Annotated in this window: 9 protein-coding genes; 6 read left to right on the forward strand and 3 right to left on the reverse strand. The window is 74.7% G+C overall.

Annotated elements, in window-relative coordinates; translation table 11 throughout:
* The first annotated feature begins 239 nt into the window (after positions 1–239).
* Both ACGFZP_RS22430 and ACGFZP_RS22435 read left to right on the forward strand, forming a co-directional pair.
* Positions 240–3,599: an SdrD B-like domain-containing protein gene (locus ACGFZP_RS22430; protein ID WP_392935711.1), complete on the forward strand. Its 3,360-nt coding sequence runs from the start codon at positions 240–242 to the stop codon at positions 3,597–3,599.
* 83 nt (positions 3,600–3,682) lie between these two features.
* Positions 3,683–4,207, forward strand: coding sequence for a hypothetical protein (locus ACGFZP_RS22435; protein WP_392935714.1), 525 nt, complete (start codon positions 3,683–3,685; stop codon positions 4,205–4,207).
* Between the two features lie 86 nt (positions 4,208–4,293).
* Here ACGFZP_RS22435 and ACGFZP_RS22440 read toward each other — a convergent pair whose 3' ends face one another.
* Positions 4,294–5,307, reverse strand: a complete 1,014-nt coding sequence (locus ACGFZP_RS22440; protein ID WP_392935716.1) for a hypothetical protein — start codon at positions 5,305–5,307, stop codon at positions 4,294–4,296.
* Positions 5,304–5,669 carry a PadR family transcriptional regulator gene (locus ACGFZP_RS22445; protein WP_392935718.1) on the reverse strand — a complete coding sequence of 122 codons (366 nt, stop codon included), beginning with the start codon at positions 5,667–5,669 and terminating at the stop codon, positions 5,304–5,306. The genes ACGFZP_RS22440 and ACGFZP_RS22445 overlap by 4 nt, the downstream gene beginning before the upstream one ends.
* Before the next feature lie 282 nt (positions 5,670–5,951).
* Between ACGFZP_RS22445 and ACGFZP_RS22450 the strand changes: the two genes are divergently transcribed.
* Positions 5,952–7,670 (forward strand): aldehyde dehydrogenase family protein, encoded by a 1,719-nt coding sequence (locus ACGFZP_RS22450; protein WP_392935720.1) that lies wholly within the window; start codon positions 5,952–5,954, stop codon positions 7,668–7,670.
* A gap of 42 nt (positions 7,671–7,712) precedes the next feature.
* Here the strand turns inward: ACGFZP_RS22450 and ACGFZP_RS22455 are convergent, their stop codons facing one another.
* Entirely contained in the window at positions 7,713–10,124 is a 2,412-nt protein-coding gene (locus ACGFZP_RS22455; protein WP_392935723.1) for a SpoIIE family protein phosphatase, read from the reverse strand.
* 309 nt (positions 10,125–10,433) lie between these two features.
* Here ACGFZP_RS22455 and ACGFZP_RS22460 point away from each other — a divergent pair, with 309 nt between their 5' ends.
* The 3 genes from ACGFZP_RS22460 to ACGFZP_RS22470 all read left to right on the forward strand — a co-directional run bounded on the left by ACGFZP_RS22460 (position 10,434) and on the right by ACGFZP_RS22470 (position 15,508).
* The gene (locus ACGFZP_RS22460; protein WP_392935725.1) at positions 10,434–11,360 is read left to right on the forward strand and encodes a diiron oxygenase; all 927 of its coding nucleotides are present in this window, start codon (positions 10,434–10,436) and stop codon (positions 11,358–11,360) included.
* Between the two features lie 164 nt (positions 11,361–11,524).
* Positions 11,525–13,141: an FAD-dependent oxidoreductase gene (locus tag ACGFZP_RS22465; RefSeq protein WP_392935728.1), complete on the forward strand. Its 1,617-nt coding sequence runs from the start codon at positions 11,525–11,527 to the stop codon at positions 13,139–13,141.
* Between the two features lie 123 nt (positions 13,142–13,264).
* Positions 13,265–15,508 carry a protein kinase gene (locus ACGFZP_RS22470; RefSeq protein WP_392935731.1) on the forward strand — a complete coding sequence of 748 codons (2,244 nt, stop codon included), beginning with the start codon at positions 13,265–13,267 and terminating at the stop codon, positions 15,506–15,508.
* Positions 15,509–15,543 lie beyond the last annotated feature (35 nt).

Here is a 15,543-nt window from a genome sequence, read left to right on the forward strand (position 1 = left end):
GCGTCGTGCCGGACGGGCCCGGACCATCCGGCGTCGTGTGATGAACGGGTCCGCAGTACCTGTCGGCCGGTGCCCCCCGCACCGGCCGACAGTGTTGACGCCGCGGCAGGCACCCCTCACGTGGGAGCGCCCTACCTGGCAGCCGCCCCCCCCGCGCAATTCGGCCGAATGGGTGAAATGCCGTCACCTTGACTTGTGCCGCAGAGGCTCCGGTCAAACGGTCGGATGAACTTCTGATCATGCGTATTCACTTCCGGACCGGGCGGATCGCCTCGGTTCTGGCCCTGGTGGCCGGCTCGCTGCTCAGCAGCAGCGTGCTGGCACCACCAGCCCAGGCCGCGATCTCCTTTACCAAATCCGTCGACAAAGCGACCGTCTCCCCGGGGGAGAACGTCACCTACACCCTCCGCTACACCTGCTCCATCACCGAGTGCACCAACGGGCAGATCCTCGACACCCTGCCGGCCAACATGCAGTTCGTCGGCTGGACGCCCGACCCCTCCTCGGTGGACCAGGCCGCCTCCACCGTGCCCGCCTCGGGAGCGATGGGCGGCACCATGGACATCAGGCTCAAGAGCCTCAGCCCGGGCACCACCGCCACCATCACGGTGACGATGAAGTACCCGAACTTCACCACCCCCAACGGTGCGGTCTCCACCAACTCGGCGACCATGAGCGCCACCGGGGAGACGTCACAGACGGCGACCGCCGACACCAAGGCCCAGGTGGAGCCGCAGTACACGGTGACCAAGGGCATCCAGACGTCCAGCAGCGACGGACGTACCGTCACCTACCAGTTCAGCGCCTGCGCGACCGACAACGTGCCCAACGTCGACCTGGACACCAGCCGCCTGCTGGACACCCTGCCGCCGGGCGCGGTGGTGGACACCGGCCGCTCGCCCGGCTGGTCCCAAGTCCCGCCCGGCCCCAACACCTGGGGCTTCGACATCGGGGAGTTCCGCTCCGGCAACGGCCGCGGCGGCTGCCGCCAGCCCGGCGCGCTGGTCGTCTACTACCCGGAGGCGGACTTCCCGAACGGGACGACCTCCGACAACACCGTGGACCTGCACGGCGACCCGATCGGCCCGGACGCCGAGCGGCAGCTCGACACGGCGAGCACCACCACCGGCCAGTTCCAGCCGCCGGCCACCGGCGTGGTGGTGACCGCCAGCAAGGTCTGGCGCGACAGCGTCACCTCGGGTGACCTCAACTCGTTCAGCCTGTCGGCCACCAACACCTCCGGGCCGGCCACCAGCCTGAGCATCACCGACCCCGGCGGCGGCAGCACCGACGGCGTGTACAACTGGATCTTCCCGCAGTCGATCCAGCTGGAGCCGTGGAACCCGACCAGCATCGTGCTGACCCTGCAGTACCGGCTCAACGGCGACCCCACCTGGCAGACCTTCACCCCGGGCAGCTCGTTCAACGGCTCCGGCAACCGCCGGATCACCTTCGCCCAGGGCGCCGGCGACCCGGCCAACGACGTGCTGGGCATCCCCGCTGGGCGCTGGCTGGACGGGCTGAAGTTCACCTGGAACGGCCCCATCCCCACCGGCTGGAGCCCGGGCAACGCCGTCCAGCTGGTCACCCAGGTCGCCACCCCCGGCCACGACGGCCGCCCGGCCCCGGACCCGCTGACCAACTGCGTGGACACCACCGCGAGCGACGGCACCAACAACGCCTCCGCCAACGCCTGCGCCAGCACCACCGTCAAGGCGGCGACCAACCTGGGCGCGGCCAAGACCACCGTCGCCGGCGAGCTGTCCGCCCCCGGCGGCAGGGCCACCTTCCAGGTCATCCCGTACAACCGCAGCGCGCACGACCTGGACCGCCCGCTCGTCCTGTTCGACGTGCTGCCCGCCGGCGTGGTCTACATCGAGGGCTCCGCCCGCCCGGACCCGAACTACCCGGACGCCAAGGCCCCCACCTCCGTCACCGTCACCCCCGGCCCGGACGGCCGCCAGGTGCTCAGGATGGAATGGCCGGCCGGCGCGCCCGACATGACGTACCTTCACGACCAGCTGGCCTACCGGATGCTCTTCGACGTCCAGGTCGCCAGCAGCATCCGCTCCGGTGAGCTCACCAACGACGTGTACGTCACCGTCGACAAGCCCACCAACCCGGTCGCCTGCATGTTCTCCGGCTCCGACAGCGGCAGCACCCCGGACGTGCTCGACCTCAACGGCAACGGCGACACCACCGAGCTGCTGTGCCACGCCTCCTCCAAGATCCAGGTCGACGTGCCGTCGGTGCTGCGCTCGTACAAGGAGGTCAAGGGGGACCTGGACGCCGACTACGTCAGCATCGGCACCGCCACCCCCGGCGGCCGGATCTCCTACCGGATGACGGTCCGCAACGACTCGCCGGACCCGGTCACCGACTTCCTCGCGTACGACCGGCTCCCCACCCCGGGCGACAACTACGTCCTCACCGAGGACGCGCCGCGCGGCAGCACCTGGACGCCGTCGCTGAGCCAGCCGATCACCAGCAGCGACCCGACCGTGGTGATCGAGTACACCACCGACCCCAACCCGTGCGTCGACGCCGTCCTGGTCAGCCGGACGGGCTGCAACACCGGCGCCGTCTGGAGCAGTACCTTCCCCGGTCCGGGCACGGCCACCTGGTTCCGGGTCCGCCGCCCCGGCAGCCTGGGCGCCGGCGAGGCCTTCACGCTGACCTGGCCGATGGTCGCCTCGGTGGACGCCCCCGACGGGGAGTACGCCTGGAACAGCTTCGCCTTCACGGCCACCGACGACAGCGGCCGCCAGCTGCTGCCCGCCGAGCCGGCCAAGGTCGGTGTCGCGGTCAAGCAGGTCGCGCCGTCCAACAACGCGCTCGGCGACTACGTCTGGCTGGACAAGGACGGCTCGGGCATCCAGAAGCCCGGTGACACCGGCATCCCCGGCGTCACGGTGAACCTGCTCGACGGCGACGGCCAGCCCGTCCGCGACAAGAACGGCACCCCGGTCACCACGGTGACCGACCAGAACGGCTACTACCTGTTCGACAACCTGCCCGACGGCGCCTACGCGGTCCGGTTCGACCTGTCGACCCTGCCCAAGGACGCCACCGTCACCAGGAAGGGCGCCGGCACCGACCCGACCAAGGACTCGGACGCGGACCAGGCCACCGGCCTCACCCAGACCGTCACCCTGAGCGGGGGGCAGCGCTACCTCGACCTCGACATGGGCGTGATCGTGCAGAACACCTCCCCGTCCCCGACCGCCTCGCCGTCGCCGACGACCTCGCCGTCCCCGACCTCGTCCCCGTCGCCGACGACCTCGCCGTCGCCGACCGCCTCACCCTCACCCACCGCGTCGCCGTCGCCGAGCGTCTCGCCGACCGTCACGCCGTCGCCGACCCACTCCGAGAGCACGACGCCGACCCACAGCCCGTCACACAGCGCGACGCACAGCCCGACCCATCGGCCGACCCACCGCCCGACCCACGGCGGGAGTTCCTCGGCGAGCGGCGGGGCACTGCCCAACACCGGCAGCTCCTCCCCGGACGCGCTGATCGCGGCCCTCGGAGCGCTCGCCGTCCTGGGCGGTGTGGGGCTGTGCGCGGTGGCCTACCGCCGACCCGGACGCCACAGCTGACCCGGAGCTGAACAACCGAACACCGTCCTGACCCCAGTGGCGCCGCCGACCAGCGGCGCCACTGGCATGTCGGCGCCGGTGGCATGTCGGCGCCGGTGCGGCCGGGCCTGGTGGAGGGGGCGCCGGCGGACTCGTCGGGCTTCCTCCTCCAGGCCATCGACTACTACCCCACGGTCTGGGGCGACGGCTGGACCGACCACTCGTGCGTCAGCACCGTCGAGCGCGAGAACCAGGGCACCGACGCCGTCCTGCACGACCCCAACGCGATCGTCCCCTACTCGGTGGGCCGCTACGTCGGCCAGGTCTACGGCGGCCACACCCGGCCGGGTGACGAGCCGGGCGCCCTGACCGTGCGCAACCTCAACGGGCTGGCGCCGGTGACCGCCGGCCTGCAGATCAACCCCGCGTACGCGGCCTCGCCGTACGGGCGGATCCTCTACAACACCGTCCGTGAGGCGGAGTGGACCGGCACGGACGCCCATGCCGTCGCCCTGCGCGCGGTGTTCGGCCGGGACGGGTGGATCTGCCGCATCGGTGGACCGCAGATCCGCAGCCACGGGTTCCTGCAGCTCCCCGGGGCGGCCTGCGGGTCGTCGACGCACGTCTGACCCGCCGCCCGGGCCCGCCGGACGCACCGGCGCCGGTCTCCGAGGACGGGCCTCGGAGACCGGCGCCGGTACCTCCGGCCCTGCGGTCAGTACCGCTCGACCGGTTCGGTCGGCTCCGCGGAGGAGGCCAGGGCGCGGCGGAGCGCGGCGAGACCGGCGGCGATCACCAGCAGGCCGGCCACGGCGGCGGCGTTGCGGCCGAGTTCGGCGAGGTCGCGCGGCGGCCGCCAGTAGTACGGCGGGGCGAGCATGACCGTCCAGGGGACGACGGCCAGGGCCACCCCGGCGGAGCGCAGCCGGTCCGGGTGGCGGGCGGCGAGGTGGACGAGGAAGGCGGTGGCCATGACCAGCGCGGGCCAGGCCGAGGAGATGTCGAGGAGCCGCTGGACGTCGGTCGAGAAGACCGGCTCGGAGTAGTCGTCCGCGCCGGGCCACGGCCAGAGCAGGACGAGGGCGCTCATCGGCAGGGCGATGGCGATCGCGGCGATCGCCGTCTCGGCGCGGCTGCGGGCGGAGCGGTCGACGCCGTCCGGCGGGGCGATCAGCATCGGCACCGCGAGCAGCAGCCAGAACGGGAAGAGGAAGAAGTACTGGGCGAACGCCGCTGCCGGGTGGACGAGGAAGCCGACGACGGCGCCGGTCCGGGCGAGGGTGCCGGCCAGCACCAGGAGGCGGGCGAGGCCCCAGCGCCCGAGGGCGGCGCAGAGCAGCGCGAGGATCCAGGGGACGGTCTGCACCGCGCCCACCGCGGTCACGGCGGTGGGGTTCGAGCCGCCCGGGTCGAAGCGGGCCGCCGTGACGAAGAAGCCCATCAGCAGCTGGACGGCGGCCAGGCCCGCCCCGCCGGCCAGCAGGAACGGCGCGGCGCCGGCGAGGATCCGGCCGGCGGGGTCGCGCGAGCTGAGCCGGGTGCGCAGCCGGATGGCGTGCGCGGCGAGGGCCGCCCACTCGCGCATCACGGTGGTGCGGTCGGTGCCCTCGACGGACTCGGCGAAGACGGCGGCGATCTCCTCGCCGTGCGAGGCCCGGTAGGCGGCGGGGTAGAGGCCGATCAGCGGGAGCCGACCGGACAGGCCCGCGCCCTGCGAGGACGCGCTCATGCCGTGCCCCCGATCAGCCGGGGCGTGCCGAGGCCCGGGCCGCGTCCGAGCGCGAGCCTGCGCTCGGCCTCGGCCACCCCGGCGCGCAGGCGCTCCGTCTCCTCGCCCAGCACCTCCCGGCCGTCCTCGGTGAGGGCGAAGGTGCGGCGCATCCGGCCGCCGACCACCTCCTCGTGGTCGATCCGGATCAGCCCCTGCTGGAGGAGGCGGTCCAGGGCGGTGTAGAGGGTGCCGGTGAGGAGCTTGGTCCGGCCGCCGGAGATGGCCAGCACCTCCTGGACGATCGCGTAGCCGTGCCGGGGGGCGTCGGCCAGCGCGGTGAGCACGAGCCGGGTCGGCTCCTGTAGTTGACGGTTAGCCATGGGCGTGAGCATAGGTCAATGATGAGAGTATGTCGATGGTTGATCTATCGGGAGCTCGATCGGACAGGACCCCGGACAGGACCCCGGACGGGGCCCCGGAGAGGGCCTAGCCGCGGGCCCGGATCTGCGGCATGGTGGCGTGGTTCGGAGAGCCTTGTGCTCACACCCAATTCCCGTAGGACGACGCCCGCCTGTGCGGTCGTGATCGAGGGGGTCGCCATGACCGTTGCAGTTCCCGCAGGCAGCAATCCCGTAGGTGGGGACCCGGCATCCGGGGCTCCGGTGGCCGACAGCCCCGAAGGCGCCGACCGGGCCGGGCTCGACGCGCTCCTCGCCGAGCTCGCCGACGGCGAACGCCGCTGGGCGGCAACCCCGTTGGCCGAGCGGGCCGGCCTGCTCGACCGCGTCCACGCCGCCGTCGCCGCCGAGGCCGAGGCCTGGGTGCGGACGGCGAGCCGGATCAAGCAGCTGCCGGCCGACTCCCCGTACACCGGCGAGGAGTGGATGTCCGGGCCCTACGCGCTGCTGACCTCGCTGGACGCGCTGGCCCGGACGCTGCGGGCGGTCGACGCGGGCCGGAGCCCGCTCGACGGCGCGCGCCTCGGGCAGGCGCCCGGCGGCCGGGTGAGCATCCCCGTCCTGCCGCTCACCGCCCACGACCGGCTGCTCCTCAACGGGTTCAGCGCCGAGGTGTGGATGCCGCCGCAGCTGGACGCGGCCACCGTGCGCCGCCAGGCCGGACTCGGCGCGCTGCACCCCGAGCGGACCGCGGGCGTCGGCCTGGTGCTGGGCGCCGGCAACATCACCGCCATCGCACCGCTCGACGTCCTGTACGAGCTGATCGCCCACAACCGGGTCGTCGTGCTGAAGCTCAACCCCACCCTGGGCGCGCTGGAGCCGGTCTACCGGCGGGCGCTCGCACCGCTGATCGAGCACGGCGTGCTGCGGATCGTCGCGGGCGGCGGCGAGGTCGGCGGCTACCTCGCCCACCACCCGGGCGTCGCGCACGTGCACATCACCGGCAGCCTCGCCACCCACGACGTGGTGGCCTTCGGCCCGGGCGAGGAGGGCCGGGCCCGCAAGGCGGCCGGCACCCCGCTCCTCGACAAGCCGATGACCAGCGAACTCGGCGGCGTCTCCCCGGTGATCGTCGTCCCCGGCGTCTGGAGCGAGGCCGACCTCCGCTACCAGGCCGAGCACATCGTCACCCAGCGGCTGCACAACAGCGGCCACAACTGCATCGCCTCGCAGCTGGTCGTGGTCAGCAGCGACTGGCCGCAGCGCGAGGCCTTCCTCGACCGGTTGCGGACGGCGCTGCGCCGCGCTCCGGCGCGCCCGGCCTGGTACCCGGGCAGCGCCCAGCGGCTGGCGGACGCGGCGGCGTCCCACCCGGGCGCCGAGTGGCAGGGTGCCGAGGGCTCGCGGCTGCTGGTCGACCTGGGCGACGGCACCGACGCGGCGACGCTGGAGACGACGGAGTACTTCGCGCCGGTGCTCGGCGTGCTGAGCCTGCCCGGTACGGGCTCCGACTTCCTCGACCGGGCCGTCGAGACCGCCAACCGGGACCTCGTCGGCACCCTCGGGGCGAACATCCTCGTCGACCCCGCGACCCTCAAGGGCCTCGGCCGGGCCTTCGACGACGCGCTGGCCGCCCTGCGCTACGGCACGATCGCCGTCAACGCCTGGACGGCGCTCGGGTTCCTGACCGCGACGGCTCCGTGGGGCGCCTTCCCCGGCCACACCGTGGACGACGCGCAGAGCGGGATCGGCGTGGTGCACAACGCCCTGCTGATCGACGGACCGGAGCGGACCATCGTGCGGGGGCCGTTCCGGCCCTGCCCGAGGTCGCTCGCGGGAGGCGAGTTCGCGCTGTTCCCGAAGCCGCCGTGGTTCGTCACGGCGCGCAGCGCGGCGCTGACGGGCCGGCGGATCACCCGGTTCGCGATGAAGCCGTCCTGGGCGCGGATGCCCGCGGTGTTCACCGCGGCCTACCGAGCCTAGGGCCATCGGGGTCGGCTGGGGCCGGGGCAGCCTGGTGGGCCGCTACGGCAGCTCCTGCTCGGCCCAGATGGTCTTGCCATGCCGGGTGTAGCGGCTGCCCCAGCGGCTGCTCAGCTGCGCGACCAGGTACAGGCCGCGGCCGCCCTCGTCGGTGAGCCGGGCCCGGCGCATCCGGGGCTGGGTCGCACTGGGGTCGGAGACCTCGCAGGTCAGCCGCTCGGCGAGGATCAGCCGCACCTCGACCGGGCCGCCGGCGTACCGGATGGCGTTGGTGACGAGTTCGCTCAGCACCAGTTCGGTGGTGAAGACCAGCTCCTCCAGCCCCCAGGCGCGCAGCCGCGCGGCCGCCGTTCCCCGGACCCGGGCGACGGCGGCCGGGTCGGCCTCCAGCGACCAGGTGGCGGTGGACCCGGCCGGCACCGCGCGGGTGCGGGCGAGCAGCAGCGTGACGTCGTCGGCGAGCCGGTGCGCGGGGAGTCCGGCGACGAGCTCCCGGCCGAGCTCCGGCAGCGGTGCGGCGGTGGCGCCGGGGCGGGACATCCGGCGGCGCAGCTCGGCCATGCCCTCGTCGAGGTCGCCGCCGCTGCCCTGGATCAGCCCGTCGGTGTAGAGCGCCAGGATGCTGCCGGGGGCGAGCTCGATCTCGGTCGCCTCGAACGGCAGGCCGTTGACGCCCAGCGGCGGGCCCGGGCGGACGGCGACGTACTCGACGCTGCCGTCGGGGGCTGCGACGGCGGGCGGCGGATGCCCTGCGGAGGCCATCGTGCAGCGCCGGGAGACCGGGTCGTAGACGGCGTACACGCAGGTGGCGCCGAACGGGTCGGAGCGGTGGCGGGCGGGCCACCCGTCCTCGTCCGGGCCGTCGCTGTTCCCGTCCTCGGCGAGCAGCTGGGAGACCAGGTCGTCCAGGTGCACCAGCAGCTCGTCCGGCTCCAGGTCGAGGTCGGCGAGGGTGCGGACGGCGGTGCGCAGCCGGCCCATGGTGGCGCTGGCCTCCAGGCCGTGGCCGACCACGTCCCCGGCGACCAGGGCGACGCGGGCCGAGGACAGCGGGATCACGTCGAACCAGTCGCCGCCGATGCCGCTGGCGCTGTCGGTGGGCAGGTAGACGCTGGCGGTGGCCACGGCGGCGGTCTCGGTCTGCGCGGGCGGCAGCAGGCTGCGCTGCAGGCTGACGGCGGCGCGGTGCTCACGGGTGTAGCGGCGGGCGTTGTCCACGGCCAGGGCCGCGCGGGCGGCGATCTCGTGCAGCAGGTCCAGGTCGGCGGGTTCGTAGTCGGGCCGGCCGGGGGCGCGCCGGACGGTCACCCGGCCGAGGAGGCTGCCGCGGGCCCGTAGCGGGGCGGTCATCGCGGCGGGGGAGTCGGTGGCGGGCGGGTCGTCGGCGTCCACCAGGACGGCCCGCGCCGGCGACCCGGGCTGGGCCGCCGTCCCGGGCTGGGCCGCCGTCCCGGGCTGGGCCGCGTTCGGGTGGGTCCCGTCCGGGTGGGCTTCGTCCGGTCCGTCCGGCACCGACCCCGCGACGGCGGTGCGGCGCAGCAGCAGGCGGCCGTCCTGCCCGGGGGCGGGCTCCTCGCCGGTGAACACCGGCTCGGCGATCTCCACCACCGCCTGGTCCGCCAGTCCGGGCGCCAGGACGGCGGCGAGCTCCTCGGCCGTGCCGGTGACGGAGAGCGACCCGCCGACGGCCGCGGTGGCGCGGTGCAGCACGGCCAGCCGCTCAGCGGAGCGGTGCAGCTCGGTGACGTCGTTGAACAGCGCGGTGACGCCGATGACCTGCCCGTCGGGGGCCTGCAGCCGGAACGCGGAGATCGCCATCACCACCCCGCCGCCCGGGTCCTGGAGCGTCCGGACCAGATCGCCCGCCCGGACGAGCGGTCGGCCCGTCCGCAGCACCTCCTGCAGCTGGCGCTCGACCGCCGCGGCGTCCTCGGCCGCGAGGAAGTCCCCCAGCCGGCGGCCGCGCAGGTCCGGCGGGAGGCCGGTGTACGGGAGCAGATGGGTGTTCGTCCGGATCAGCCGCAGCCGGTCGTCGAAGACGGCGAGGCCCACCCGGTCCTGGAGGAACAGCTCCCGGGTGAACGCCTGGTCCTGGCGCCACTGGGCGACCAGCCCGTCGGGGGCCGCGAGGACGAAGTACCGGGCCTCGCCGGTCGGCTTCCCGGCGGCGCCGGCGTCCGCGAGCGGGAGGACCTGGAAGACGATCCCCAGCTCCTCGCCCCGGCCGGACCGCAGCACCGCCCGGCCGGACCAGCCGCCCGCCGTCCGGTCCGCCAGCAGGCCCGTCCAGGCGCCCGGGTCCGCGAGCAGCTCGCTCGCCGGGTGGCCGCAGACCTGGTCGGCGCGCAGCGACAGCAGCCTCCCGGCCTCCGGCGTCCAGCGGATGATCCGGCCGTCCGCATCGAGCAGGGCCCCGGCCGCGCTGTCGGCGAACGGGAAGCGTCGGCTGTCCATGTGCGCACCTCGGATGAGTCGTGCTCCTCTCCGCCGGCCCGCCGCGAGCGCCCTCACGCACGTTCCCTGCGGCGCGGCCCGGGACCTCTCCATCATCTCTCCGGTGGGCGCGGCCGCCAGTCACGGGCAGCGACGGGCCGCCTCGCCACCCCGCGTCGGGCGCTCGCCGGCCGCCGACCGGCGCGCGCACTGTGCCGTTCACGCCCCCGTCGCCGCACGAGGGCTTCTCGCGGACCGGCCCTTATTGTACTGTCCGTCTAATAAGCGGGTGAGCGGGAACCCGCACCGGGCACGCACCTGGAGGCAGCCATGGCACGTACCGGCACGGCGGCGGGAACCCCACGCCACACGCGCCACACCCCGGCCGACGACGACGTCTCGAAGCGACTGCTCGACTCGGCCGCGACGCTCTCCTACGACCCGGCGGCCGAGATCGACTGGGACGCCCCGCTCCCCGAGGACGCCTATGGGCTCAACCCCGAGTGGAGCACGCTCTACGGCACCGCCCTGTGGGACGAGATGACGGTCGAGCAGCGGGTCACCCTCACCCGGCACGAGGTCTGCTCGATCATGAGCACCGGCATCTGGTTCGAGATGATCCTGCAGCAGATGGTGCTGCGCGATCAGTACCTGAAGGACACCGGGACGGCCGAGTTCAGGTTCGCGCTCACCGAGGTCGCCGACGAGTGCCGGCACTCGATCATGTTCGCGCGCGCCTGCGAGAAGATGGGCGCCCCGGCGTACCGCCCGGCCCGTTCGGTCGCCCACGCCGGCCGGGCCTTCAAGGCGCTCGCCACCGGTGAACTCGCCTACGGCGGAATCCTGGTGGCCGAGGAGGTGCTCGACGTCATGCAGCGCGACTGGATGCGCGGCGAGAACGTCCTGGAGATCGTCCGCGGGACGTCCCGGATCCACGTGGTCGAGGAGTCGCGCCACATGAAGTTCGCCCGCCAGGAGATCCGCGAACGGCTGCGCGGAGCCGGCCGGGCGCGTCGGCGGGCCGCCGCCACCGGCATCGCCGCGGCCGCGTTCGTCATCGTCAGCAGCATGGTCAACCACGGCGTGTACGCGGCGGCCGGCCTGGACACCCGGCGGGCGCTGGCCGAGGTCCGGGGCAACGAGCACCGCAAGGCGATGATGCGCACCAGCTCCCGGCACCTGATGGCCTTCCTCGCCGAGTCCGGCCTGCTGACCGGCCCCTCCACGGCGGTCTACCGCCGCATCCACATGCTCTGACCGGCAACCGGGCCGCGGGCCGCCCCACCACCGGCGGCCCGCGCACCGCACCGCTCCACACCGCTCCGCTCCGCACCGCCGCGACCGCACCGCCGCGACCGCACCGCCGCGACCGCACCGCCGCGCCCCGACCGCCCCCCACGCAGCGAGGACCCACCCCGGCCATGGCCTACGCGATCACCCAGACCTGCTGCAACGACGCCTCCTGCGTGTCCGTCTGCCCGGTCAACTGCATCCACCCCACCCCGGACGAACCGGAGTTCGGCCGCACCGAGATGCTGTTCATCGACCCGGCCGCCTGCATCGACTGCGGCGCCTGCGCCGACGCCTGCCCGGTGGACGCCGTCCGGCCCGTCGACCGGCTCACCGGGCCGGAGGCCGTCTTCGTCGAGCTCAACCGCGGCTACTACCGGGACCACCCCAGCGACCACGCCTGGAGCGCGCCCACCTTCCCCCGCAGCCTGCCCAACGGCCTGGGGACGCTGCGGATCGCCGTCGTCGGCACCGGCCCCTCCGCGGGATACACCGCGCAGTCGCTGCTGCGCGGCACCGGCGCCGAGATCACGATGATCGACCGGCTGCCGGTCGCCGGCGGCCTGCTGCGCCACGGCGTCGCCCCCGACCACCAGGCGACGAAGCGGATCGCCGAGGGCTTCGCGAGCGTCTTCCACGACCCCCGCCTGCGGGTCCACCTCAACGTCGAGGTCGGCCGGGACCTCAGCCACGCCGAACTGGCCGCCCACCACCACGCGGTCGTCTACGCCGTCGGGGCCGCCACCGACCGCCGGCTCGGCCTCCCCGGCGAGGACCTCGCCGGCAGCCTGCCCGCCACCACCTTCGTCGGCTGGTATAACGCCGAGCCCACCGTGCCGGCCGACGCCGTCGACCTCTCCGCCGAACGGGTCGTGGTGATCGGCAACGGCAACGTCGCCGTGGACATCGCCCGGATCCTGCTCTCCGACCCGGACCGGCTCGCCACCACCGACATCGCCGACCACGCCCTGGCGGCGCTGCGCACCAGCCGGGTGCGCGAGGTGGTGCTGCTCGCCCGGCGCGGGCCCGAACAGGCGGCCTGGACCAGGCCGGAGTTCCTGGCGCTGCGCCACCTGCCGGGCGTCGAGCTGGTCGTCGACGACCACCCGGAGGTCCGGGCCGCCGTCGCGGCCGCCGTGCCGGACTCCAAGGCCGCGCTGCTCGCCGGGCTCCCGCTGGAGAGCACCGACTGGTCCGCGCCGCCGCGCCCCGGCCGGCGGATCGTGCTGCGCTTCCTCGCCACGCCCACCGCCCTGCTCGGCGCCGACCGGGTCGAGGCGGTCGAGGTCGAGTCAGTCCGGGGCCCGGTCATCCGGGCCGGCGCCGTGGTGCGCTCCATAGGCCACCGGGGCGTGCCGGTACCGGGCTTGCCCTTCGACGATGCCGCCGGGACGGTCGCGCACCGCGGTGGCCGGATCGTCGACCCGGCCACCGGCCGGCCGCTGCCCGGCGCGTACGTGGTGGGCTGGGCCAAGCGCGGCCCCTCGGGCGGCATCGGCGCCAACCGGGCCTGCGCGCAGGAGACCGTGGACGCCCTGCTGGACGACGCCGCCGCAGGAGCCCTGCCCGCCCCGACCGGCACCCGACGGGAGCTGGACCGGCTGGTCCGCCGCCGCCGGCCGGACGCCGTCGGCCTGAAGGAGCTGCGGGCCGTCGACCGCACCGAACGCGCCCTCGGCGAGGCGGCCGGCCGCCCCCGCGTCAAGCTCGCCACCGTCCCCGACCTCCTCGCCGCCGGCCGCCGCTAGCTCCAGGGCCCTGCCCGGACAGGAGCCACCCGCCACCCCCGGTCAGTGTGGAAGCTGTGTGATCGCCTGTCATGAGCGCAGCGTTCCCCATAGCCTGTGAGGGCTCACGGGAGGGGGACCGCGATGGAGCAGCTCGGTGCCGACGATCCACGGCAGATCGGGCCCTACAGCCTCAGCGGCCGGCTGGGCGCCGGCGGGATGGGGGCGGTGTACCTCGGACGGTCGGCCGGCGGACGGACCGTCGCCGTGAAGGTCGTCCGGCCCGCGCTGGCGCAGGACGCCGACTTCCGCCACCGGTTCCGGCTGGAGGTGGCGGCGGCACGGCGGGTGTCGGGGGCGTTCACCGCCTCGGTGGTGGACGCCGACACCGAGGCCGGAACGCCGTGGATGGCGACGGCCTTCGTGGTCGGCGTCTCGCTCCAGGAGGCGGTGGCCCGGCACGGCCCGCTGCCCGAGGACACCGTGCGGACGCTGGCCGCCGGGCTGGCGGAGGCGCTGGTCGAGGTGCACCGCGCCGACCTGATCCACCGGGACCTCAAGCCGCCGAACGTGCTGCTGGCCCTGGACGGGCCGCACGTCATCGACTTCGGGATCTCCCGGGCGGCCGACGGCATCGGACTGACCACCACCGGGGCGGTCGTCGGCTCGGCGCCGTACATGTCGCCGGAGCAGGCGCTGGGGGAGCGGGTCACCCCGGCCGGGGACGTCTTCTCGCTGGGGTCGACACTCGCCTACGCCGCGCTCGGATCGCACCTGTTCGGCGAGGGCGCCGGAGCGGCCGTCCTGTTCCGGGTGGTGAACACCGAGCCCGACCTCGGCGCGATCCCGCCCGCGCTGCGCCCGCTGGTCGCGGCCTGTCTGGCCAAGGACCCGGCGAACCGGCCGACGCCGCGTCAGGTGGTCGAGTTCGTCGTGCGGGAGGGCCGTGCCGTCTCCCCGGCGGGGTGGCTTCCGCCGGCGGTCGCCGCGGACGTCCTCGCGGTGCGGGCCGTCCTGACCGGGCTGCCCCAGGCCCCACCGGGGCTGCCTCCGGGCGCGGTCCAGGCGAACGGCCACGACCCGGCCCACCAGGACCAAGGCCGCTACGAGCAGGGCGCCTTCCACGACCCGAGCCCCTCCTACGACCAGAGCGGCCCCTACGGCTCCTCCGACTCCTATGGCCAGACCGGCCACGGCCCGGCCCGGCAGGACCAGAAGGCCGTTCGCCGGGGCCCGGGACGCCGGACGCTGCTCCTCGGCCTGGGCGGCGCGGCGCTCGCCGCGGGCGCCGCCGGCGGCGTCCTCGCCCTCACCCGGCGCGGCTCCGGAAAGGCCGCCGCCCCCCGCCCGTCGGCGGAGGCCGTCCGCGAGGGGACGCGGTCCTGGCAGGTGGACCTGGACCAGGCCGGCCAGCAGGTGCTCTCGACGGAGGGTGTGGTCGCCGTCGTCTCCAACGGCTGGATCCGCGGCCTGGACGACCAGGGCCGCACCGCGTGGACGCTGGACGGCGCCGCCCTCGGCGCCCCCCAGACGGCCTTCGCCCTGGGCGGGGCCGTCCCGGCGACCGTCGCCGGAGTGGACGGCAACCGCCTGTACGCCGCGGCGGTGACCTGGCCCACGAGCGGACCGCCGACCGACATCCAGACCAGGAGCCTGCTGCTGAGCATCGACCCGGCCGGCGGGAAGCTCGACTGGCAGGCCACGCTGGACCAGCCGCACGCCGGCGGGGTGCTCCGCTTCTGCGGCTTCCTCGGCGGCCGGGCGTATGTGATCGGCATGGGCGACGGCCGCGACTACGGCCTGGTCTCCCAGGGCTACCACGTCTGGGCGGTGGCGCTGGCCACCCACCGGACCGCCTGGTTCCAGGGCGACGGCACGCTGATCCTCCAGTCGGCCCTGCCGCAGGGCGACGACCGCGCGCTGTTCGCCGGCCCCGACGAGGTCAAGGCGCTGGACGGGAAGGGCGACATCAGCTGGTCGAAGAAGATCGCGACGGTCGGCGTCGCCGCCGCCGGGCGGCACTTCCTCGTCACCGACAAGGACGGCAACCTCTCCGCCCTCGACCCGGCGACCGGGACAAGGTGTGGACGGTCTCCGGCACCGTCGTGGCGTCCCTGCGGGGAGGCGGCACCGAGTCCGGCGCGGACGGCGGCGTCCTGTACTGCCTCTGGAAGGACGCGGACGGCGGGTGCTCGCTGGGCACCCTGGACAGCTCGACCGGGCACTCGCTCTGGAAGGCCCCGCTGCCCCTCGACGCCGCCGACCCGAGGAGCTTCGGCGCCCGCCTGCTGCTCGCCGACGGAAGCCTGTACCGGATGGGACCGGACGCCGTGCTGTGGGCCTTCGACGCGTCGAACGGCACGGCCCGCTGGAAGTACAGCGGACTGAAGGGGGCGGACCCGGCGAACCTCGCCTGGTCGGCC

Origin of the sequence: Kitasatospora sp. NPDC048239, from assembly GCF_043202015.1 — a bacterium.
Lineage (GTDB): Bacteria > Actinomycetota > Actinomycetes > Streptomycetales > Streptomycetaceae > Kitasatospora.